Below are 22509 nucleotides of genomic sequence, written 5' to 3'. Positions count from 1 at the left end.
GTTCATTCTCTATTAAAATCAAAATTCACATAACTTTTTTCATATTTTATGTTTAACATTTCGAAAATGGGTGTACTACATATAATATAACAAATAATTCATTTTAAAGGAGGAAGTTAAAGATGGAAACGAAGTATAGTAAACCTTTTGTATATGAATTTATTACGGAGAAAGAGGTCATGAATGCGGCGAATGATCTCGTGAAAAAAGGAGTAGACCAAAAAGATATTTACGTATTAACGCATGAGAAAGATAGGACAGATAGAATTGCGGACAATGCAGACGTGAATACAATTGGGATAAAAGAGGAGGGACTTGGGACAAGCATTATTAACGTCTTTCAAAAAACAGGAGATCAGTTAAGAAATAAAATGCAAGAGTTAGGGCTTAATGAGGAAGAAGCGAACTTTTATGAAGAAAAACTGGATGAAGGGAAAATCTTGTTATTCGTTAAGGATTTAGAAAGAGTCGGTGAATGGTTACAAGAAAGAAGATGCATGTATTCTATTTAAATTTGTATCCTTTAAATCTATAAATCTATTCCGAAAAGGAGATTGTAAATATGAGTGAGAACGGACTAAAAGAACAGGTTAAAGGTAAAGTTGAAAAGAAAAAAGGACAAGTAAAAGAAGGAATTGGTGAAGTTACAGAAGATAGAGAGTTGAAAAATGAAGGGAAGTGGGAGAAGACGAAGGGAACTATAAAAGAAAAAGTCGGAAAAGTGAAACAAAAGATAAGTGATGGATTGGATAATAAAGAATGATACATGTTTATCAAGCTTTGGTTACATACCAAAGCTTGATAAATCAAATATAAAAACAATATAGGAGGTTTAATTGTGGGACTTATTATTACGTGTATTGTAGGTGGACTTATTGGTGCGTTAGCCGGAATGATTACGGGAAAAGACTTTCCTTTAGGTATAGTTGGTAATGTGATTGCTGGTTTAATTGGATCTTGGGTAGGTAGTGCGTTATTTGGTCATTGGGGTCCTGAATGGGGAGGCATCTTTATTCTTCCAGCTTTATTAGGTGCAATCGTCTTTATTTTAATCGTTACATTCTTCTCTAGAATGCTGCGGAAAGCGTAAGTATGATAATGAATAGTAATCTTAAGTTTATTATATATAACTATAAAGTGAATGAACTGATAAATATACATAAAAAAGCATCCAATTGAACTAATTTGGATGCTTTTTTAATGTAATCTGCATAGGAATGAGCGGGGGATGAAGGCCCCGCTCATTGAAATTACACTTTTTATTATGTATTAAACCATCGTTACTTTTTCACAATTATTTATTTTTACGACTTGCCTTGGCTCTATATGAGATAAGTCCTCGCTATTACCTATATCAACTACAATTGTATTCGTTAGTATGTTAATAATGGAACCAATTAATTTTGTAGCATGATCGTGTCGATAAGAAAATTGAACAAAATCTCCCTTTTTAAAGTTGTGCTCTTCCATAGATAGATCCCCCTAAAAATAATGTTTATACATTATACATACACAAAATTATAAGTTTTAAACATTTATTAGTACGATTTAAGTGTTAAGCCGAGAAAGGTGTAGAAAATTTATTTATAATGAAAATAAAAAAATATGTTTAAAATTAATTTTTATGGGTAATTAAATAGTAAGAGTTTGAGATAAGGGGGCGGAAATGATGAATTTGGCAATAAATATTTTGCAAGATGATGTAGGTTATACAGTACAACTTAATGGTGAAATTGATGCTTATACGGCATCAGATTTGAAAAATAAGATTATGCCTATTGCAAGCGAAAAAGAGGTTCATATTGTAGTAGATTTTCATAACGTAGATTATATGGATAGTACTGGTTTAGGCGTTTTTATAGCTCTATTAAAAGCAGTTAAGAAAAATGATGGAAAACTAGAGTTTATCGGTGTGTCTAAAAGGCTAAAAAGATTATTTGATATTACAGGGCTAACAGAAATATTAAATTTGAATTCCGATTTTGAAAAAGTAGAAAGAAGGTGACTAGGGATGATGGAGAGATTTGAAAAGATAGAAATGAAAATTCCTGCAAAAGCAGAATATGTGGCTATTATTCGTTTAACAATGGCTGGTGTTGCGAATCGAATGGGCTTTGCTTATGACGATATAGAAGATATGAAAATTGCTATTAGTGAAGCTTGTACAAACATTGTACAACATGCATATAAAGAAGACGTTGGAGAAATTACAATTGTCTTTGGCTTATATGAAGATCGATTAGAAATTATGGCTGCGGATAATGGAGTTAGCTTTGATTTTAATAGTTTAAAAAGTAAAGTTGGTCCGTATGATATTAATAAACCAGTAGAACATTTGCCAGAAAATGGTTTAGGTTTATATTTAATCAATACGTTAATGGATGATATACAAATTATGCATGATGAGGGCATGACAGTTTTAATGACAAAATATATACAAAGAGAGCAGGTGGAGAATGATGGAAATCCAATCTCAACCTACAAATCTTACTAAAGAAGACGTTATTAAACTAATTGCAGACTTCCAACAAAACCAATGTGATGAAGCACAGGAAAGATTGGTTAATCACTATAAAAATCTTGTATACTCCATTGCATATCGCTATTCAAAAGGTGGGTCGATGCATGAAGATATTATACAAGTAGGAATGTTAGGGCTCTTAGGTGCAATAAGAAGGTATGATTATTCGATAGGGAATGCTTTTGAGCCGTTTGCAATACCTACAATAGTAGGCGAAATAAAGAAATATTTACGTGATAAAACTTGGGGTATTCACGTTCCAAGGCGAATTAAAGATTTAGGCGGGAAGATTAAACTTGCGATAGAGGAGCTAACAGATCGTTTCCAGCGTTCACCGAAGATTATAGAGATTGCAGATCATTTAGGACTATCCGAAGAGGAAGTGCTAGAAATTATGGATGCGAAAAATAATTATCGCGTATCTTCCTTAGATGATGTAGTTGAAAATTCATCTGATGGCAGTTCGGTAGCGAGGATTGAATCTGTAGGTGAAGTAGAGCAAGGATATGAAGAGACAGAAAGGCGTCTCGTTTTAAAGGATATTTTCAACGTATTAAATGACACAGAAAAGAGTGTTATTCATTATATATTTGGAGAAAATTTAAATCAAAAAGATACAGGGGAACGGTTAGGTATTTCACAAATGCACGTTTCTCGTATTAAAAGACAAGCGATAAGTAAATTGAAGCAAGCAGCATTTTTAGATACATAAAAATTTAAAATCATTATGTTTAAAACATGAGAAAAGGGGTAGTTATTAAGTATAGGAGGAGATATAAAAATGTCACACGATGTGAAAGAACTAATCGAAGGATTGAATGAAGATTTAGCAGGAGAATACTCAGCAATTATTATGTATAACCATAATGCAGCTACAGTTTCTGGTATATATAGACAAGTGTTAAAACCTTTCTTTGAATCTGAAATTAGTGATGAACAAGGACATGCCCTATATTTAGCAGAGAAAATTAAGACGTTAGGTGGTACACCTACTACAATCCCTTTACCAGTGAAACAAGTAGAAGATGTTAGAGAAATGTTAAAATCCGCTAGACAATCAGAATATGAGACAATTAAGCGTTATGAAACGAGAAAAGAACAAGCAGCGAAATTAAATATGACAGAGTTAGTTGTAAAACTAGAAGATATGATTGCAGATGAAACAAATCATATGGAAGAATTAGATCGTCTTTTAAATGACAAAGCAATGGTGTTAAATTAATAGTGGAAATTTATAGAATGAAAGAACAAACTCTCATTTCTGGGGGTTTGTTCTTTTGCTGTATAAAAATTATGTTAGAGTAGGAAATTTTCATTTTGTAACTGAGTATGCAATACTAGAAAAATAGAAAATGATAATAGATTTACATTTTAAATAAGAAAAGGGGAAATAACTTGTGTCCATTTTAATTGTCGATGATAATCCGGTTAACATCTTTGTAATTGAAAAAATTTTAAAACAAGCCGGATATCAGGATCTTGTATCGCTGAATTCTGCACAAGAGCTTTTCGAATACATTCAATTTGGAGAAGATTCTTCCAGGTATAATGAAATTGATTTAATCTTATTAGATATTATGATGCCTGAAATTGATGGACTTGAAGTTTGTAGGCGATTACAAAAAGAGGAGAAGTTTAAAGATATTCCTATTATTTTTGTTACAGCTTTAGAGGATGCCAATAAATTGGCCGAAGCTCTTGATATGGGGGCAATGGATTATATTACGAAACCGATAAATAAAGTTGAATTGTTAGCGCGTATGCGTGTAGCATTACGCTTGAAATCGGAATTAAATTGGCATAAAGAACAAGAAGAAAATCTTCGGAATGAACTAGATTTAGCTACGCAAGTACAAAGAAACTTATTAAGTAGCCCATTAAGAGAAGATTATATAAAAATTGAAGCAAGTTACTTACCTTCATTTAAATTAGCTGGAGATATGTATTATTGGTATAAAATCGATGAAAACCGCTACGGTATTATATTATTAGACGTGATGGGACATGGTATATCTGCTTCATTAGTTTGTATGTTTATTTCGTCTGTATTACGTGAAACGATTAAATCTTTAATCGATCCAGAACTTGTCATTAAAGACTTAAATAAATATATGACTCTTTTACATAATGAGAATGACGATATTCCATATTATTTTACAGCGATATATTTAGTAGTAGATACAGAAAAGAGAACGATTGAATATGTAAATGCAGGGCATCCTTCTGGATACGTTTTAGTTGATGAAACAAATATGGTTGAACTAAATCGCGGGAGTTGTGCGGTAGGATTTTTTGATGAAATAAAAGTTGAAAAGATAGTTATACCTTTTGAGAAGAACGCTCAAATCGTATTGTTTACAGATGGTGTTCTTGAAGCAATTGCAAATGATGAATTTGAGGCTGAAGAGAAATTACGTACTTTTACAGAAAGAAAATGGGGAGATTTAGAAGGCGAGATAGAAGGGTTTTACAAGGAAGAACAAAAGAAAGCGCAATCAGATGATATGTGTCTAATTATGATACAAACGAATGCGAAATAAAAAGCGTATGAAATCCAAACAGAGGATTTCATACGCTTTTTATTGTATTTTTTGATAAATTTGTTCGCTAGGATTAAATTGGGTATAATGCGGCATTATATTTGAAAAACGAAGCGTTTCTTTATTTCCTAAACATAGAAAACCATTGTGACTTAAACTTTCATAAAATAGTTGCTGCACTTGATTTTGAAGTTTACTTGTAAAGTAAATTAAAACGTTACGACAAAGTATAATATGAAACTCGTTAAAAGATTGATCAGTTACTAAATTATGCTGTGCAAAAATAATGTTTTGTAAAAGTGATGGATTAAAATAAGCAAAACGATTATCTGTTGAATAATAGTTAGAAAATGCTTGTGTACCGCCAGCTTGTAAATAATTTTTCGTATAAGTTTGCATTTTATTTAACGGGAGGATAGCTTGTTTTGCTTTTTCTAACACATTTGTATTCATATCTGTTGCGTAAATAACCGACTTTTCACTTAATCCTTCTTCGTGAAGTAAGATGGACATTGATAATACTTCTTCACCAGTTGCGCATCCAGCATGCCAAATTCTAATTTCAGGTTGCTTTTTTAATTCAGGAATAACATGCTCTCTAAGCGCTTTAAAAAAGGCAGGGTTACGGAACATCTCAGTTACATTAATCGAGAAATCATTTAATAACTGTTCTAAAACCCCTTCCTCGTGAATTACTTTTTCAATTAATTTTGAAATGGTAGGGATATTAGAGAGCTGCATTCTATTACAAATTCTTCTATAAATAGATGTGCGAGCATATTGGCGAAAATCAAATCCTGATAGTTTAAATATTGCTTCTAATAGTAATTCAATTTCTAAGTTCGTGCGCTCATCTGTATCTACTGATGGATCAAAATTATAATACTTATTTTCCACTCCAACTAAACCTCACTTATTTTATTAACCATACACTCATTACCGAATAGAGTTGATGTAGATTTAATGGTTTACTTATATAATCTGAAGCGCCAGCAGATAAACATTTTTCCTTATCATTTGGCATTGCTTTAGCAGTTAATGCGATAATAGGTATTTCACTTAACCCTAAGTTCATTCGGATATTTTCCATCGTTTCATAACCGTCCATATTAGGCATCATAATATCCATTAAAATAAGGTCAATATTTGTATTGCTTTTTAGTATTTCTAAACACTCTAAGCCGTTTTGGGCAGTAATAATGTTGGCATTTTGTTTTTTTAATGCATTTTGTAACGCAAATATATTTCGATGATCATCATCGACAATTAAAATGGTTTTCTCTTGGAAGACGTTATTTGTTTCGGTAGTAACGATAGTTTCTTCAACAACTTCAGCAGGAATAACATCTTCTATCGTTGCCGCGACTTCTAAATTGGATAACTGTATATCATGTAATCCATTTGGAAGGTTAGGAATATATACTGTAAAAGTACTGCCTGCTCCTACATGACTCTCTAACGTAATCCAACCACCTAACAATCTAGCAAACTCTTTACAAATAGATAAACCTAATCCTGTACCACCATACTTCCGAATCGTTGCGCCATCTGCCTGCTGAAAGGCTTCGAAAATAAGTTGATGCTGTTCTTTAGCGATACCAATACCAGTATCTTTTACTGAAATTGTAATCCAATCTTTACTTATAGACTGCATATCATGACTCAAATTACTTATTTCTATTGAATCGAAATGTAAAGAAACGGATCCTTTTTCGGTGAATTTAAATGCATTGGATAATAAGTTTTTAATAATTTGCTCAATCCGTTTTGCATCTGTATAAAACAGATCCGGAATGGTGTCACTGTCTTTAATCGTAAATTCGACATTTTTTTGTGCAGCGATATGTAAGAAGTTTTGATGCATACTTGCTGCCATATCACTTATATTCGTTGCTTCGAAAATGACATCTAGTTTCCCAGCTTCTACTTTCGATAAATCTAGTATGTCATTAATTAAAGTAAGTAAATCTTTCCCTGATGAATGAATGACGGTTGCTAATTCAATTTCATCATCGGATAAATGATTATCATGATTTTCTTTTAACATTTCAGATAATAGTAAAATACTATTTAACGGTGTGCGTAATTCATGTGACATATTGGCTAGAAATTCAGATTTGTATTTTGAACTACGCAACAACTCACTTGCTTTTTCTTCTAATTCTGATTTAGTAATTTGTAAGTCAGCTGTCTTTTGCTCCGCCTCTTCCGTTCTAGACTCTAATTGTTCATTCGTTGTTCTTAATTCTTCTGCTTGCATTTGTAGTTCTTCTGCTTGCGTTTGCAATTCTTCTGATTGAACTTGTAACTCTTCTGTCATTGCTTGTGATTCATGTAAAAGAGTTTGAATTCGCATACGTCCCATAATGCTATGGATTGTTAAACCTAGATTATCAACGGTTTGTTGAATTAAATCTTGATGTAAATCTGAAATCTCAGTTACACTTACTAACTCCATTACTGCGATCACTTCATCCTCAAATAAGATAGGGATGATTAATAGATTTTTAGGGCGTATTTCTAATACTCCACTAGTGACATAACGAAACTCTTCGGGTATGTCTCTGAGAATAAAACTTTTCTTTTCTAAGGCAGACTGTCCAATGAAACCTTCACCCATTTGAATGGATTGTTTCCCAATATCAGCACCTTGATCGGCGAAAGAAGCTTTCTTCACATAATAGACAGTGTCTTCAATTTCTTCACGTACATAAAATGCACCGCAAGAAGTTTGCGTTTTTTGTATCACTCCACTAAGAATTTTGTTACCTAACATCTCAATAGAAGATACACCTTGATACATTAAAATTAATTCTGCAAGCTCAGTTTGTAACCATTCTCTTTTCGATATTTCGTCTAGTAAGTGATTCGTTGTATGAGCAAGATCTTTTATTTCATCACGTGTGTTTACATGAATTCTTTCCGTGATTTTTTCTTTAGAAGAAATGGATTTAATAGCTTGAATTACATTTTTAATCGTTTTTGTAATGGAATTAGAAATATAAAGGGAAACAATAATGGAAATGCAAGAAAGTAAGAACAATAAACTGTATAACCAAATCTCTAATTTATTATTTTCAGTATCTAATTGTGCTGCTCTTTTTTTCGTTAATTGCTCCTCAGTGCTACGGAAGTTAGTTACCTGTGACTGTAAGGACTGAATTTGAGTCGTGTCGATTGTTTGTACATTATTACTATTATGATTTGCAATTAACGGGTGAATCTCTTTATTTATCCAACTAATAATATTTTCGTTAATCTGTTTTAATTTTTCTTGCTGAGATGGGTTATCCTCTAATAATGAGAAAAGATCTTGATAATGCTTTTCGTAATCCTTTTCCGCAGAATTAAGAGATTGTACGTAATTTGGATTATTAGAAATGATAAACCCTTTCGCTTTATTTTCAATTGTTAGTAAATCTTTCTCCACTTGATTTGTTAAATTGAGAACTTTAAAATCGTGCTCAATAATAAAATTACGAGATTTTTGTAAATTAGAAATCTCATTGTTCAACATAATGAAAGAAATAAGTAAGAACAAAATGATAACTAAATAACCAGCCATAATTTTGTAACGAATACTAAATTTTGCTTTTGATTTCATCAAAAATTCCTACCTTCAAGATTATTAAAAGTTTTCAATCGTAAAGAATGAAAACGTAATATATATTATATCAGTTTTCATAAGGCCAAACTAGAAATCCCCCTATTATATTAGGGGGGCGTTTTTCATAGAGGAAATCATTTTGAAATATAAAACTATATATGAAAAGTAACAATCGAGGGAACAGGGGATAACAAAACTTTTAAGAAGGAAAGAGTGTTCTTAAAGCTCTTTTTGCATCTATTCCTTCAAAAATAAATAATACAAGATCTCTCTTTTTTACAGTAAGGAAAAAGGATACTAGAGTGCTTAAGTTTTTAATAGAAGTAAGTGTTCCGTGTTTACTTATAAATACATTCGTTTGAAATGTTGTCATTAAAGCATAAAAATGATGAATCTGAGTTATTGTAGGTGTTTCATTATAAGAAATAGTAGTAGAGTGAATGGCGTTCATCGTAATATTCCTTTCCATATAGTAAGCATAACAATATAAACATACCCGTTTTAAAAAGTGTTAAACATATAAATAAGAAAAAATATAATTATAGTTTTTTACGTTTAGAAAAGGTTAGGAAGGGTATACATATACTACAAAGAGATTAACTGAAGATGAATTGTAAGATGTCTATGTTTAGTAGATTAGTCTATCAAAATATACTTTTACTTTAAATAAAAAGGAGCCTGGTATACATGAATGAAATGATGATTAATATTACGTTTGATTTAATTTACTTGTTAAGTAGTTCACTTGTAGTGCTTTTACTATTCGCTTTTTTCGTAAATGGTTATGTTAATAAAAAGATTAGTGTATACAGAAATGAAGAAAAATAAAGATACATTATATAAAACTTTAGGAGGTTAATAGTTATGAATGTAGATAGAAAAATAGTAGGTGTTTTTAGAACAATTGATGATGCGGCACTCGTTATTAATGAATTAAATGAAAAAGGATACTCAGCAGATAACATTTCAGCTATTGCGAAAGATCAAAAGGAAATTGAACATCTGGAAGAAAAATCGGGTGAAAAAGTGAATAGCGAAACTGCACATAAAGCAGATATCTTTTCAGCGACAGGGCTTGTAGCTGGAGGAGTAGCAGGCGGACTCGGTGGTTTATTAACAGGTCTTGGTATACTTGCCGTTTCTGGAATGGGTCCAATTGTAGCAGCAGGACCAATCGCAGCAGCTATTGGAGGAGCTGGTATTGGCGGAGGAGCTGGAAGTTTAATAGGAGCATTTATCGGCTTAGGAATCCCTGAAGACCATGCTAAAAAGTATGAAGAATATATTTACGATGGAAATATATTAATTTTAGTAGATGCAAAATTAGATGATAAGTTAGAAATCTATAAAATATTTGATAAGCATAATGCCTATAACTCTGATTTCTTTAAATAAAATGTAAACAAAGTGAATATCGTTTTTGATCTTACAACTTTGGCGCGGCCGAGGAGTCGTATGACTATAAGAGAGGAAGGGCTTATAGTAAAAAATCAAGTCCTATTATGATATTGAGAAGGGAAGAGGTGTCTATTCGTGATTGTAAAAATATTAAAGGATAGTAGCAATAGTTTCCTTTGCACAGTTCAAAGTAAAAATGGAGATCAGTATGTGAAAAAATGGTTTAGTAAACATGAAAATAATAAAGAATTAGGGCGACCAACTTTTAAAGAAGTAGAAAAGGATTGGAAAGAAAATAGAGACTCGTTTATGTATCCTAATGTTAAAGCGCTTTATTGAACATAATGGGGGTTTTATTCTTACAAAATTGTCACACTCCTGTAAGGTAATTCAATAGATTAGATATTTTTTCTGTGTCATAATAAAGACATAAGAAAGCGCATTAAAAAACTACAACTTATTAGGAGAGTGTCAGTCATGATTGTAACAACAACGTCTGGAATTCAAGGTAAAGAAATTATTGAGTATATCGATATTGTAAATGGTGAAGCTATTATGGGTGCAAATATTGTCCGCGATTTATTCGCTTCCGTTCGTGATGTTGTCGGTGGTCGTGCTGGTTCTTACGAAAGCAAGCTAAAAGAAGCTCGTGATATCGCAATGGATGAAATGAAAGAACTTGCAAAACAAAAAGGTGCGAACGCTATCGTTGGTATTGACGTAGATTACGAAGTTGTTCGTGATGGAATGTTAATGGTTGCTGTAAGTGGTACAGCTGTACGTATATAAGTAAATAAAAAACAGGCTCCCCCTTAAAGTTCATGCTTTGAGGGGATTTTTTTGTTTCATGATTAAAGTTAAAATGAAGAAGAGTTGATGGCGTATTATAAGTACAAAAAATAAGCAAAACGTTATTGTAAAAGATGCTAGGATTGGGGGTATTGCACGGGAATTTAGATACTAAGCAGACGCACCCGCTTATTTCAAATATAGTATATATCGTTTTCAAGGAGAAAAGTAAGAAATACAGCAATCTTTATATTTGTTTAACGAGAGTGTTAACTTTATGATAAATAAAAAAATTGTTATTTGAGGTAAGGGGAGAAATAATGGTATGAATAACGAGAGTGTATAGTTTATAGAAATAAACGATTGAGCATGTAAAGGGTTGTATTACATAAAATTTATAATGAATAGAGGCGGTTACATTATGTTTTGGTTAGGGTGTTTTTTAGGATATATTGTAGGTTCAGTTATTACATGTGCTCTACTTTACTATGGGTATAGATCCAATGAAAATAAAAAAGTGGATATACAAAAGAGGGAGGAGAGGAAAGTCAATAAAAAAGGTGTATAGGATGTGGAAGGTAAGGTGATAATGTTGATGCAACAATAAAGGACAGTACATATTTTATATGACGATTATGTACTGTTCCGCTTATTCTTTTTGGATTATGAAAAATTGTTGCCTGTCTTGCTATAAATTTCATAGGCGAAATAACCAAATAAATAGCCTATTCCAGACCCTAAACTAATGGAAAACAGTGAGAAATCTGGGGAAAACATACCGGAAATCAAACCAATCATACAGCCGACAAGCATTCCCATAGGTATGAAACTATCTAATAACAGTTGAGCTTTTTGAGATTTTTTCTTACCTAATTTTCCGTTCTTATATTTATGTTCCAATCTTTTAATTACAAATACTACAATTCCACCAACTATTACAACAGGCGCGATTGCCGTGATTAGCCACATGTGAAAATCTCCTTTCACCTTTTAATAGGATTATACCAGATACTTACAATTAGGTGTTCCTAAACGTACTATCTAGTCTATTTAAATGGCCAATCAAAAAGACTCCTTCAATTGTAGTCAGTAACCCGTCAAAAAAACTTTCCCTTTCGTTTTCTCCGCAGATTGCACAACATCAACCGCCGTTTTCACATCCGCTAAGTCATATGTAGAATGGACTTTCATAAAACGTAATTGCTCATTTTCTACTAGACGAATTAAGTGACGAAACGTCTCCTGCCATTTATATGCTGACACATTTTTATTCCAATGTCGTAAATGAAATATGTTTGCGTGTACTTTTGCTTTTGTGACAATCTCGGCCCAGTTCACTTGTATTCCTGATAGAAGACCGATCGTTAAAAAATGCCCGTTTGGACGTAAGGAAAAAGCTAATTCATTTCCATCCGGTCCTCCGATAGAATCAATCGCAGCATCCGCACCAATCCCGTTTGTTAATTCCATAACAGTTTCATAAAGCGGGGCAGTGGAAGTATCAATTACATATGCAGCACCAAGGCGCAGTAATTCTTCTGTATGCTTATTATTTCTTGTAACGGCAATTAATCGGAAATTTAAAATTTGGGATAACTGCGCAAATAGATGTCCAATAGCGGACCCACAAGCATTCACTAATAAAACGTCATTACGCTGTAAGTTTAACGTTTCTGTACAAGTAACCCACGCCGTAAGGGGATTAATATACATTTGTGCCGCTGTGAAATCATCAATGGAATCAGGAATAGGGACTACAAAATCAGCTGATGTCTTCACATATTCTTGCCAAGTACCTTCCCCGCGTAAAGGTAACACTCGTTTACCGATAAGCTCTCTCGTAACGCCCGCACCAACATCTTCTACAATACCAACACCTTCATAACCAGGTATGTTAGGTAACGGAATTCTATGTGCGTACGCTCCGGTAATGGGAATTAAGTCAGATGGATTAATCGGTCTAACTAGCATACGGACGAAAACTTCATTATCTTTCAGTGGTTCTATATTTTTATATTCAACTTGTAATACGTCTTTTGGATTGCCAAACTTATGAAATTGAATGCATGTTCCAAGCAAAGTAATTTGCCCCCTTAGTTTGATTGGGTTTATTATAGCATTTTTAGTTTGGGTGGTTACTTTGTTAGTGATAAATAGGGTTTTTAATTTACGTATTTATCAGAATTTTATAAAATGTGTATATAACTATAAAATGGGGGGATTTCTTCATGTGTACTAGTTTGACGTTACAAACTAAAAATTTCCAACATCTTTTTGCGAGAACAATGGATTTCACATTAGATATGAATCAGGAAGTAATAATCATTCCTCGGCGTTATCAGTGGAACAATATAACTGGTGAAACTATCCGAGCGAAAAAGGCTGTTGTCGGAATGGGAATTAATCATGAAGGAAGGGTCATTATGGCGGACGGAGTAAATGAAGCTGGTATGACGTGTGCTACTCTCTATTTCCCGGGATTCGCTACTTATAGTAACAGTATAGATAACCATAAAACGAATTTAGCGCCATTTGATTTTGTGGCTTGGAGCCTCACGCAATTTAATTCTGTTGAAGAGTTAAAAAAATCTGTTGATAACATTTCCCTTATAGATATACCATTACCAGTTTTAGGAATTACCCCACCGCTACATTGGATTTTAGCAGATAAATGGGGAGATTGTATTGTACTTGAGCCGACAACTGATGGACTAAAAATGTATGACAATCCATTAGGAGTGATGACTAATAGTCCGGAGTTTAATTGGCATTTACAAAATTTAAGACAATATATTGGACTTAAATCGCAGCCATTTGCGCCAACGGAGTGGGGAGATGTACCATTAAGTGCTTTTGGCCAAGGTTCAGGAACGATGGGACTTCCTGGAGATTTTACCCCGCCATCAAGATTTGTGCGGGCAGCATATGGAAAACAAAACATTCAAGGTATAGAGAACGAAGAAGAGGGGATATCTGCTATTTTTCATATCTTATCAAATTGTGAGGTCCCTAAAGGGGCAGTAATAACAGAAGACGGAACATTAGATAATACCATCTATACGAGTGCAATGTGTATGGAATCTGGAACATATTATTACCATACTTACGATTGTAGACAAATTATAGCTATTCATTTATTCAATGAAAATTTAGATACAGCTGAGATTAAAACTTATCCGTTTCAGCGGAAACAAAAAATATTTTATGAAAACTGAAGCGCCCCTGAAAAAGCGAGATTGATAAAAACACCTCCATTTAATTTGCATACTTAGTATGCGAATTTAGGAGGTGTTTTTTATCATTTATCAATATTCAGGTTTACTTCTTGCTATTCTATTAAGCCGAAGCCTTCTTCATTCTCTCAAGTAAACTAGACAACACATGCGTACGATACGATTCTAGTTTTTTACCTTCATAAGTACGGATACCTAATTTTTTAAGTTCTTTTACATACCAACCTTTGCTTCCGAAATACATGTGATCGCTCCCCTTCAACTTTGTTTTATTTATTCTGATTGCATATGGAGGTACAGGTAATATAATGAAGGAAATGAATTTCGCGCGAAAATGGTTAACTTTGTTGCAAAAGACATATATACTAAGGATAGTATATAACGAGGTGGACAAGACGTGATTATAGAGAAGCACGAAATTCAAATTGACCAAATTACGAGCGGTAAAGTGAATATCTTTACTTTCTATCGAAATAGAAAGCAAATTGATGATCATTTTTTACGATTGCAAGAACCATCGCTTACAGCAAACTACTTCTTCCATTTTCATTTTGATGCAGAGAGCTTGCATCTACTGCAGAAAGAGTTTCCGAGCGTATATCCGTACGACGGTAGTGAAACGATTCACGACTGGACGGAAAAGATGAAAGCAGAGTTGCAACATCAGATCCAAACAGGTAAATGGAATAAACGCGTACGTATCGGTAATCGTATTCTAGATGTGGTGTTTACGTGGTGTGACGAAGATATAGTAGAGTGAAAAAGAAGCGGATGACGCTTCTTTTTTTAGCGCTGGAATAAAACGAGCTTACCTGCAGTAGATGTACAGCGATGTGTTTTTTCATACAATCCTTTTTCTTGTAAGATAGATTCACCTTTTGCTTTCGCTTCTTTTTCAGTTGCCGCCTCGAATGATTCGTCTAATGCTTTTGAACCATCTTTTTCAAAGACTGTTAGAACGTATACTCCCATGAAAATTCCCTCCAATATTTAAAATCAGAATCTTATAATTATTTTGACATAAAATGCTACAATATGCAAAGAAATATATGACATTGCGTGGTAAAATAGAATGAAACTTTAATCATCGAGAATATTTTTATTCTCGATGATTATTAGTTTTCAGCGATTTAAATTTTGATAAAATGAAACTTTTGAAAGATAGAAAGGATCGTTATTTGTGAAACAAGTAAAGTTTATACATGCGGCTGATTTGCATTTGGATAGTCCGTTTAAAGGGATGGAGATGAATGTTACGCAGTCTGTGTGGGAGAGAATGAAGCAAAGTACGTTTGAATCATTTGAGCGTATTGTTGATAAAGCGATTCAAGAGCGCGTTGATTTCGTATTACTAGCTGGGGATTTGTATGATGCGGAGACGAGAAGTTTGAGGGCGCAAGTGTTTGTGCGTGAGCAAATGAAGAGACTTTCGCAATACGATATCCCTGTTTTTATTATTCACGGTAACCATGATCATTTAGGGGGAAGCTGGGCAGCAATTGAGTTTTCGGAAAATGTTCATGTATTTACTGAGCCTTATGTAGAAGAGAAATCATTTTATAAAAATGGTGAGCTATTAGCTTCTATTTATGGTTTTAGTTATTTGCAGCAAGCGGTAACGGATAATATGACAGCGCAGTATACGAAAATGAGTGATGCGCCTTTTCATATTGGTATGCTTCACGGAAGTGTGGAAGGAGATGCAGAGCATAATCGCTATGCACCGTTTCAAATTCGTGAGTTGAAAGAAAAACAGTTTGATTATTGGGCTCTTGGCCATATACATAAACGTGAAATTTTATCAGAAGAACCATACATTATTTATCCAGGGAACATACAAGGTCGTCATCGTAAGGAAACAGGCGAGAAGGGTGCATACCTTATTGAACTTACGAAAAAAGGATCGCAGTGTTCATTTTTCCATACGGCAGATGTTGTATGGGACGAAATCGAGGTTGGTATTGATGGACTTGACACTGTTGATGAACTTATGACAAGCATATCTACCGCGATGAATGAATGCCGAAGAGAAGAGGAAGGTACGCTATTAACTGTCGTATTTACAGGACAAGGCCCACTTTCACCTTATTTGCGCGACGAAAAGCGTGTGGAAGAGATTTTTCACATTTTAGCATCTGGAGAAGAGCGAAAAGATTTCGTATATGCAATGAAGTGGAAAAATGAGACGGTTTCTTTTGCGGAAATCGAACGTTTGAAAGCGGAAAATCATTTCGTCGGTAGTGTGCTAAAGGAGTTAGAAGCTTTCACCAATATGGACGGAGTATTGCGCACTATTTGGACATCTCCTGTAGCGCGTAATAGTATTGAATCTTTTACAGAAGAAGAGAAGAAAGAGATTCAAAAGGAAGCAGAAAATATTATTTTAGAACAATTATTCCAGCAAGAGAGGGATAAAAAATGAGAATTGAAAAACTCCATATTTATGGGTACGGAAAATTAGAAAATGTGGAAATGGATCTTTCCTTGCTGACAGTGTTATACGGTGAAAATGAAGCGGGGAAATCGACAATTCGCTCATTTATGAAAAGTATTTTATTCGGTTTTCCGACGAGAGGACAGCGCCGTTATGAGCCGAAAGAAGGCGGGAAATATGGCGGTGCGATCACTGTGCAAACAGAGCAGTACGGTCGTTTGAAAATTGAGCGATTGCCAAAGACGGCAGCTGGCGAGGTGACCGTTTATTTTGAAGACGGGAAAACGGGCGGAGAAGAAATTTTAAACGATATATTAAGCGGGATGAATGAAAGTTTATTTGAATCTGTCTTTTCATTTGATATGCATGGCCTTCAAAACATTCATCAGCTCGGCGAAGCGGATATTGGCAATTATTTATTTTCGGCAAGTGCAGTCGGAAGTGATGCTCTATTGCAGTTAGATAAAAAGCTAGAAAAAGAAATGGACCAGCGCTTCAAGCCGAGTGGTCGTAAACCAGAAATTAACGTATCATTGCAAGAGATGAAGAAGCTGGAAGAGAAGATGAAAGAGTGGCAAGGGAAAATTGGCACGTATGAAAAGCAAGTGGAGCAGTTAAAAGAAAGTGAAGAGAAACTTGCTTCTGTTCGCGGGGAAAAAGAGAATGCAGAAAAGCGGAAGCAAGATTATGAAATATTAGCAGCGCTTGAGCCTCTCGTTATTGAAAAGCGTGCGCACGAGAAAGTGTTAGAGAACGAGAGCGGGCAGTTTCCTGTAAACGGAATGGCGCGTTATGAAGCAATTAAGGCGAAGATGGAGCCGCTTCAATTACAAGTTGATTCGCTCCGCAAGAAAATTGAGACAGTGCAATCGGAAATTGCCTCGATTCAAATAGATGAAGAGTTTTTACAAAAAGAAAGTTATGTAGAAGAACTTCGTATGCAGCATATGTCTTACGAAAATGCACGCCAAGAAATGCGTGATTTGACAGGAAGTATTACGAATATAAAAGAAGAACTGGCAGAACTAGAGCAACAAATTGGTGCTACTTTTGAAAAGGAAACAGTTCTGTCGTTTGATATGAGTTTGGCAACGAAAGAGTTAATTACGCAAACAGTGCAAAAGGCGCGTGAATTAGAAACGCAAAAAGCACAGCTTGATGATCGTTTTAAAGTAGCGCAGGAGCAATTAGAAGAACAAGAAGAGAATATAAGACAGATTAAGCAACAAATGTTAGCGGATGAAGAGCGAAATGCGTTAGCTGAGAAAGAGAATTCGTTCCAAGATGCGGCGTTTATCGGTATGGGCGCAGAGAGAATGAAGCGCAAGTACGAGGAAAAAGCAGGAGCGGCTATGCAAAAGAAAAAGCAGTGGCAAAGAGTTTGTCTTCTGTTACTCCTTATTAATACAGGCATTTTATTCACGAGCTTATTTATAGACAATCGCCCGCTTTTATTTATTAGTGTCATCGTATTTGTAGGGATTGTTCTCGCCCTTGTTTTATATAAAGATCCATCAAGCGGATTACAAGAAGAGCTTCTTACTCTTCAGCAAAGTGCCGGCGGGAGACAAAGTGAAGAAGCGATGTCTGTACGCTATGAGTTAGAAAAAGATGAAGAGATTCGGAAGTTATTTGAGCGCGAGTCTTATAAGTTACAGCAGTTGGAACGAGCGTATGATAAAGTCGTTTCATCGTATGAGGAATGGGAGAGAGAAACGTTCCAGGCGGGAGAACAAGTCGATGCATATAAAATGCGCTATATGTTTCCTGAATTTTATACGTATGCACACATATTGCCGGCGTTTGAGCGTATTGAAAAAATGCAGCAATTATATCGGGAGTTAGAGAAGCAAGGTACGCGAAAATCTTCATTATATGAAATGATTTCGCAATTTGAACATAAACTAGAAACTGTTATCGGTAGTGCGGAGTATAGTAAGCTACACGAGGCACAAAGCCGTATGCAAAATGAGAAAGAGAAGCGCCAAACTTGTAAGCAGTTAAAAGAAAAACTGGCGGAATGGCAAGAAGAATATGAGTTTATGCAAGAACAATTAAAGCAATTACTAATAGAACGAGATGGTTTATGGCATATTGCAGAGTCTACAGATGAAGAGATGTTTTTAGAAGCAGGTAAACTGGCGGAAAAACGTGAGGATGCAGAGAAACAAGTGGGGCGTTTATTACCGCAAATTGATCTGTTGGAACAGCGTTTAACGAGTTTATCATTAGCTGAACATTATGAAGCTGACGGTTATGAAGAGAAATTAAAGAGAGAAATGACAGTCGTGCAAAACTGTCTGGCGCAAGAGAAAGAATTGACAGAGCGTATTGCGAAACATCGTATGGAAATTGCGAATTTAGAAGAAGGTAGTACGTACGGCGATTTAATGCATGAATGGGAAATGAAAAAAGCGCAAGTGCGTGAACAAGTGAAGAAGTGGGCTGCTTATGCGGCCGCAAAGACAGTGTTAACGAAAACGAAGCACTATTATCATGAAGTTCATCTTCCTCGTATTTTACAAAAATCAGAAGAGTATTTCGTCTATTTAACAGGCGGACGCTATAGTAAAATCTTTTCACCGTCAGAGGCAGAACCGTTTATCGTTGAACGTAACGACGGTATGCGTTTTTACAGTCATGAACTAAGCCAAGCGACAGCGGAGCAGTTATATTTATCGCTGAGATTTGCACTCGCGAAAACATTCGAACATGATTATCCATTTATTATTGATGATAGTTTCGTGCATTTTGATGCGGTAAGGACGAATCGAACGATTGAACTTATAAAGGAAATTGCAAAGGATAGACAAGTCATATTCTTTACATGTCATGCGCATTTACTTGCGTATTTTCCAGAAAAACAGATTATAAAATTAACACATATGCGTAAAGAAAATGAGTTGTAGTGTGCTATACTAAAAGTAACTGATTTGGTGGAGGAATTCGAATGAAAAAGAAAATTGCAGAGTATGAAGTTGGTGAACAAGTCGATATTTTCTTGTTAATTAAAACAGCGACAAAAGGTATCGCAAGCAATGGAAAGCCATTTTTAACAGTAATCTTACAAGATCCAAGTGGAGATATTGAAGCGAAATTGTGGGACGTATCACCAGAAGTTGAGAAACAATATGTAGCGGAAACAATCGTGAAAGTAGCTGGAGATATTTTAAACTACAAAGGACGTATTCAATTACGTGTGAAACAAATCCGTGTTGCGAATGAAAATGAAGTAACAGATATCTCAGACTTCGTAGAAAAAGCACCAGTGAAAAAAGAAGATATGGTTGAGAAAATTACGCAATACATATTTGAAATGAGAAACCCGAACATTCAGCGTCTAACAAGACATTTATTAAATAAGCATCAAAACGAATTTTTAGACTATCCAGCAGCGACAAAGAACCATCACGAGTTCGTATCTGGACTAGCTTATCACGTCGTATCAATGCTTGATTTAGCGAAAGCTATCTCAAATCTATACCCATCGTTAGATAAAGACTTACTATATGCAGGCGTTATTTTACATGACCTTGGTAAAGTAATCGAACTATCTGGCCCAATTTCTACAACGTATACGTTAGAAGGAAATTTACTAGGCCACATTTCTATTATGGTGAACGAAATTGGTAAAGCAGCAGACGAATTGCAAATCGATGCAGAAGAAGTATTAATTCTTCAACACATCGTCCTTTCTCACCACGGAAAAGCGGAATGGGGTAGCCCAAAACCACCATTAGTAAAAGAAGCAGAAATTCTGCATTACATCGATAACTTAGATGCAAAAATGAACATGATGGACCGCGCATTAGGACGCACAAAACCAGGCGAATACACAGAGCGTGTCTTTGCACTTGATAATCGTTCGTTCTATAAACCGACGTTCCATAATTAATAGTGTGAATAAAGTGGCCTCATTAAGTGTTAATACGCTTAGTGGGGCTGTTGTATAATGATAATAAAGTTATTGAATTTTGATTATTAAAAAGCTAAGAGCCTTACTACATTCTACGTAGCAAGGCTCTTTAAAGTTGTTTCAAATTACATCCATCTGTTCGTTCAAGTGTAACTATTCGCAATTATTTGATATTATATAGGTGAATAGAAAGATACATTAAAAATTAGTTTCGTAGTTGTAAAAGGAGGTTATTTATATTATTCTCTTATAATTTTTCCAAAAGGGAGAGTTTATGAAAAAGATTAATGTTTTTGTATTAACGATATTTATATTATTCTCAGGATTCGCAACACAAAGTTATGCGTTGTCAGATTCGCAATCTGCGGCAATACAAGCGTTGCTAGATGATGCCTGTCGTATATCAGGTGTGCCGGGAATGTCAATCTCAATACTTGCTGATGATGAAGTGTTCTACTTTTCTTCAGGGTATGCAGACCGTGAAAAGGGGTTGTCTGCAAGTGAAAATACACTCTATGAGTTAGCCTCGGTCAGTAAAGCTTTTACCGGTATGGGTATTATGCTATTGGAAGAGCAAGGGCTGCTCTCAATGACTGACCCTGTCCAAAAATATTTACCTTGGTTTACATTAAAGTATCAAGGGAAACCTGTTGATATGCAAAGTCTTACACTAAATAACTTTCTTCACCATACCAGTGGTCTAACAAATATTAGGCATCTTCAAAATATTCCACAAGGCAATACACCGGATATGTTGCAAAAGACTGTGGAAATGCTCGTTGATGCTGAATTGGCGTTCCCTCCCGGTGAACAGTATAACTATGGAACCGTTAATTATGACGTATTGGGTTTGGTTATTGAGATTGTGTCGCGACAAAGCTATGAAGACTTTATGAAGGAACAGGTATTTCAGCCGCTAGGTCTTCACCAGACGTATGTTTATAAAGAAGATGCTCAAGCTACTGGACAGTTGGCACAGGGCTACCGTTCTTCCTTTTTTATGACAACTCCATTTAAAGCTCCGGATTATGCTGGGAATAAACCCGCAGGCTACATCATTTCTAATACAAAAGATATGGCTCGTTGGCTGGGCATACAGATGGGTATCGTGCAGGACATACCCGAAATATTTCACACGGTTATCGAAAAATCACATAGGGGTGATATGTCTGTTTCGGCTATCAACGGTATGTATTATGCGGCAGGTTGGTCCGTAAATGCCGAACAAACGATTATAGAACACACTGGGGGCAATCCAAATTTCAGAACCGAAGTAGTCATACTGCCAAATGAACGAACAGCCGTCTCCTTGCTGAGCAACGGCACAAATACCAATACAAACATGGTACTAAAAGTTAAAGATATATTAGAAGGCAATCTAACTCAGTCATATGAAATAAGCGGCACACAGCTTTTGGATATCATTTTGTCGTCTATCACAATTATTTTTTGCCTATTGGCCGTTTTGCTATTTCTCTTAGGATTACGCAGAAGGAGAACGAATGAGCGACAGCCAATGACAAAAAAGAGAATAACCGTAACAGTTATTTTCCTGATCGCTACGATTGCTCTGGGTATACTGTGCTGCGCTTTCGATTGGTCAACAATACTTATGTGGCAAACATATAGTGTTCTTACAGCTTTGATTTCGTCAGCATTATTAACAGCAAGCATTACATGGTTTGTATACACTCACCGATAAAATACCTCGCTCCTAAGATAAGCATAATGTTAAGTCATTAAAGTCCGATTGGTGAGGGCTGATAATCAGTGGGGGGGGAAGAAAACCCCCACTGATTAAAGTTTCACTTTATTAAAAATGAAATAAAATAGTTAAGAAGTACGCATGGGTGTAACGAAGAACTAATAAAACATATCTTGCCACTAGAATGGGGGCATATCAACTTTTAAATTGAGTACCGCCAGCATTTCAGAAAAAATATGTTAAGCAAACAATACAGTAAGCTGTCCATATGGGCAGCTTATTTACATAATTCTCGATATTGGAAGTTGATTAATATCAGTTCATTTGTTTTTCGAAAGGAGTTATTTTGTTCGTTCAAAGATAATA

General features: G+C 34.9%; 26 protein-coding genes. 18 read left to right on the top strand and 8 right to left on the bottom strand.

The window, feature by feature from the left end; translation table 11 throughout:
- Positions 1–122: 122 nt before the first annotated feature.
- From ACTFR8_RS18320 to ACTFR8_RS18310, 3 genes are all read left to right on the top strand, one after another.
- A complete protein-coding gene (locus tag ACTFR8_RS18320; RefSeq protein WP_000448821.1) occupies positions 123–512 on the top strand; it encodes a general stress protein in 390 nt (129 codons plus the stop codon).
- A 50-nt stretch (positions 513–562) separates the two neighbouring features.
- Positions 563–763, top strand: a complete 201-nt coding sequence (locus ACTFR8_RS18315) for a CsbD family protein (RefSeq protein WP_001293469.1) — start codon at positions 563–565, stop codon at positions 761–763.
- Between the two features lie 75 nt (positions 764–838).
- Positions 839–1090: a GlsB/YeaQ/YmgE family stress response membrane protein gene (locus ACTFR8_RS18310; protein WP_000522902.1), complete on the top strand. Its 252-nt coding sequence runs from the start codon at positions 839–841 to the stop codon at positions 1088–1090.
- 179 nt (positions 1091–1269) lie between these two features.
- On the opposite strand, the gene ACTFR8_RS18305 is transcribed toward ACTFR8_RS18310, so the two are convergent.
- Positions 1270–1470, bottom strand: coding sequence for a methyltransferase (locus tag ACTFR8_RS18305; protein WP_000390989.1), 201 nt, complete (start codon positions 1468–1470; stop codon positions 1270–1272).
- Positions 1471–1666: 196 nt separating this feature from the next.
- Between ACTFR8_RS18305 and rsbV the strand changes: the two genes are divergently transcribed.
- The 5 genes from rsbV to ACTFR8_RS18280 all read left to right on the top strand — a co-directional run bounded on the left by rsbV (position 1667) and on the right by ACTFR8_RS18280 (position 5061).
- Positions 1667–2005: an anti sigma b factor antagonist RsbV gene (gene rsbV, locus ACTFR8_RS18300; RefSeq protein ID WP_252209850.1), complete on the top strand. Its 339-nt coding sequence runs from the start codon at positions 1667–1669 to the stop codon at positions 2003–2005.
- A 6-nt stretch (positions 2006–2011) separates the two neighbouring features.
- Positions 2012–2494 (top strand): anti-sigma B factor RsbW, encoded by a 483-nt coding sequence (rsbW, locus tag ACTFR8_RS18295; RefSeq protein ID WP_000970580.1) that lies wholly within the window; start codon positions 2012–2014, stop codon positions 2492–2494.
- A complete protein-coding gene (gene sigB, locus ACTFR8_RS18290) occupies positions 2457–3233 on the top strand; it encodes an RNA polymerase sigma factor SigB (protein WP_009327198.1) in 777 nt (258 codons plus the stop codon). The genes rsbW and sigB overlap by 38 nt, the downstream gene beginning before the upstream one ends.
- Before the next feature lie 69 nt (positions 3234–3302).
- Positions 3303–3743: a ferritin-like domain-containing protein gene (locus tag ACTFR8_RS18285; RefSeq protein WP_000017758.1), complete on the top strand. Its 441-nt coding sequence runs from the start codon at positions 3303–3305 to the stop codon at positions 3741–3743.
- A gap of 175 nt (positions 3744–3918) precedes the next feature.
- Positions 3919–5061, top strand: coding sequence for a fused response regulator/phosphatase (locus ACTFR8_RS18280; protein ID WP_000025536.1), 1143 nt, complete (start codon positions 3919–3921; stop codon positions 5059–5061).
- Between the two features lie 39 nt (positions 5062–5100).
- Here ACTFR8_RS18280 and ACTFR8_RS18275 read toward each other — a convergent pair whose 3' ends face one another.
- From ACTFR8_RS18275 to ACTFR8_RS18265, 3 genes are all read right to left on the bottom strand, one after another.
- Complete coding sequence (locus tag ACTFR8_RS18275) at positions 5101–5958, bottom strand: CheR family methyltransferase (RefSeq protein WP_000429034.1); 858 nt, start codon at positions 5956–5958, stop codon at positions 5101–5103.
- Between the two features lie 16 nt (positions 5959–5974).
- Positions 5975–8665: an ATP-binding protein gene (locus ACTFR8_RS18270; protein WP_000836698.1), complete on the bottom strand. Its 2691-nt coding sequence runs from the start codon at positions 8663–8665 to the stop codon at positions 5975–5977.
- A gap of 202 nt (positions 8666–8867) precedes the next feature.
- Positions 8868–9119, bottom strand: a complete 252-nt coding sequence (locus ACTFR8_RS18265) for a hypothetical protein (protein WP_000991357.1) — start codon at positions 9117–9119, stop codon at positions 8868–8870.
- A gap of 236 nt (positions 9120–9355) precedes the next feature.
- Between ACTFR8_RS18265 and ACTFR8_RS18260 the strand changes: the two genes are divergently transcribed.
- The 4 genes from ACTFR8_RS18260 (at position 9356) to ACTFR8_RS18245 (ending at position 10855) form a co-directional block, all read left to right on the top strand.
- A complete protein-coding gene (locus tag ACTFR8_RS18260) occupies positions 9356–9496 on the top strand; it encodes a hypothetical protein (protein ID WP_001004571.1) in 141 nt (46 codons plus the stop codon).
- A 36-nt stretch (positions 9497–9532) separates the two neighbouring features.
- Positions 9533–10063, top strand: coding sequence for a general stress protein (locus ACTFR8_RS18255; RefSeq protein WP_001100100.1), 531 nt, complete (start codon positions 9533–9535; stop codon positions 10061–10063).
- Positions 10064–10201: 138 nt separating this feature from the next.
- Positions 10202–10405, top strand: a complete 204-nt coding sequence (locus tag ACTFR8_RS18250) for a DUF4028 family protein (protein WP_000635861.1) — start codon at positions 10202–10204, stop codon at positions 10403–10405.
- Between the two features lie 138 nt (positions 10406–10543).
- Positions 10544–10855 (top strand): YbjQ family protein, encoded by a 312-nt coding sequence (locus ACTFR8_RS18245; RefSeq protein WP_000637510.1) that lies wholly within the window; start codon positions 10544–10546, stop codon positions 10853–10855.
- A gap of 663 nt (positions 10856–11518) precedes the next feature.
- On the opposite strand, the gene ACTFR8_RS18240 is transcribed toward ACTFR8_RS18245, so the two are convergent.
- Both ACTFR8_RS18240 and ACTFR8_RS18235 read right to left on the bottom strand, forming a co-directional pair.
- A complete protein-coding gene (locus tag ACTFR8_RS18240) occupies positions 11519–11824 on the bottom strand; it encodes a hypothetical protein (protein ID WP_000266269.1) in 306 nt (101 codons plus the stop codon).
- 117 nt (positions 11825–11941) lie between these two features.
- Positions 11942–12934, bottom strand: a complete 993-nt coding sequence (locus tag ACTFR8_RS18235; protein WP_144608345.1) for a zinc-dependent alcohol dehydrogenase family protein — start codon at positions 12932–12934, stop codon at positions 11942–11944.
- A gap of 149 nt (positions 12935–13083) precedes the next feature.
- Here ACTFR8_RS18235 and ACTFR8_RS18230 point away from each other — a divergent pair, with 149 nt between their 5' ends.
- Complete coding sequence (locus ACTFR8_RS18230) at positions 13084–14070, top strand: choloylglycine hydrolase family protein (protein WP_000337593.1); 987 nt, start codon at positions 13084–13086, stop codon at positions 14068–14070.
- Between the two features lie 121 nt (positions 14071–14191).
- On the opposite strand, the gene ACTFR8_RS18225 is transcribed toward ACTFR8_RS18230, so the two are convergent.
- Positions 14192–14332 carry a YflJ family protein gene (locus ACTFR8_RS18225; RefSeq protein ID WP_000273536.1) on the bottom strand — a complete coding sequence of 47 codons (141 nt, stop codon included), beginning with the start codon at positions 14330–14332 and terminating at the stop codon, positions 14192–14194.
- A gap of 153 nt (positions 14333–14485) precedes the next feature.
- Here ACTFR8_RS18225 and ACTFR8_RS18220 point away from each other — a divergent pair, with 153 nt between their 5' ends.
- Entirely contained in the window at positions 14486–14848 is a 363-nt protein-coding gene (locus ACTFR8_RS18220) for a hypothetical protein (protein ID WP_000582785.1), read from the top strand.
- 26 nt (positions 14849–14874) lie between these two features.
- Here ACTFR8_RS18220 and ACTFR8_RS18215 read toward each other — a convergent pair whose 3' ends face one another.
- Positions 14875–15060, bottom strand: coding sequence for a YhzD family protein (locus tag ACTFR8_RS18215; RefSeq protein WP_000539552.1), 186 nt, complete (start codon positions 15058–15060; stop codon positions 14875–14877).
- Positions 15061–15268: 208 nt separating this feature from the next.
- On the opposite strand from ACTFR8_RS18215, the gene ACTFR8_RS18210 reads away from it, so the two are divergent.
- The 4 genes from ACTFR8_RS18210 to ACTFR8_RS18195 all read left to right on the top strand — a co-directional run bounded on the left by ACTFR8_RS18210 (position 15269) and on the right by ACTFR8_RS18195 (position 22140).
- The gene (locus ACTFR8_RS18210; RefSeq protein ID WP_000815728.1) at positions 15269–16510 is read left to right on the top strand and encodes a metallophosphoesterase family protein; all 1242 of its coding nucleotides are present in this window, start codon (positions 15269–15271) and stop codon (positions 16508–16510) included.
- Positions 16507–19431 carry an ATP-binding protein gene (locus ACTFR8_RS18205; RefSeq protein ID WP_144608344.1) on the top strand — a complete coding sequence of 975 codons (2925 nt, stop codon included), beginning with the start codon at positions 16507–16509 and terminating at the stop codon, positions 19429–19431. Before ACTFR8_RS18210 ends, ACTFR8_RS18205 begins: the two co-directional genes overlap by 4 nt.
- Before the next feature lie 41 nt (positions 19432–19472).
- On the top strand, positions 19473–20417 hold the full coding sequence (gene yhaM / locus ACTFR8_RS18200) for a 3'-5' exoribonuclease YhaM (RefSeq protein WP_000726639.1): 945 nt from the start codon (positions 19473–19475) through the stop codon (positions 20415–20417).
- A 295-nt stretch (positions 20418–20712) separates the two neighbouring features.
- Complete coding sequence (locus ACTFR8_RS18195; protein WP_000723591.1) at positions 20713–22140, top strand: serine hydrolase domain-containing protein; 1428 nt, start codon at positions 20713–20715, stop codon at positions 22138–22140.
- Positions 22141–22509: the final 369 nt, after the last annotated feature.

The organism is Bacillus cereus group sp. MYBK15-3 (genome assembly GCF_051916765.1).
GTDB lineage: Bacteria > Bacillota > Bacilli > Bacillales > Bacillaceae_G > Bacillus_A > Bacillus_A cereus.
This window is presented reverse-complemented; position numbering and strand designations above follow the sequence as displayed.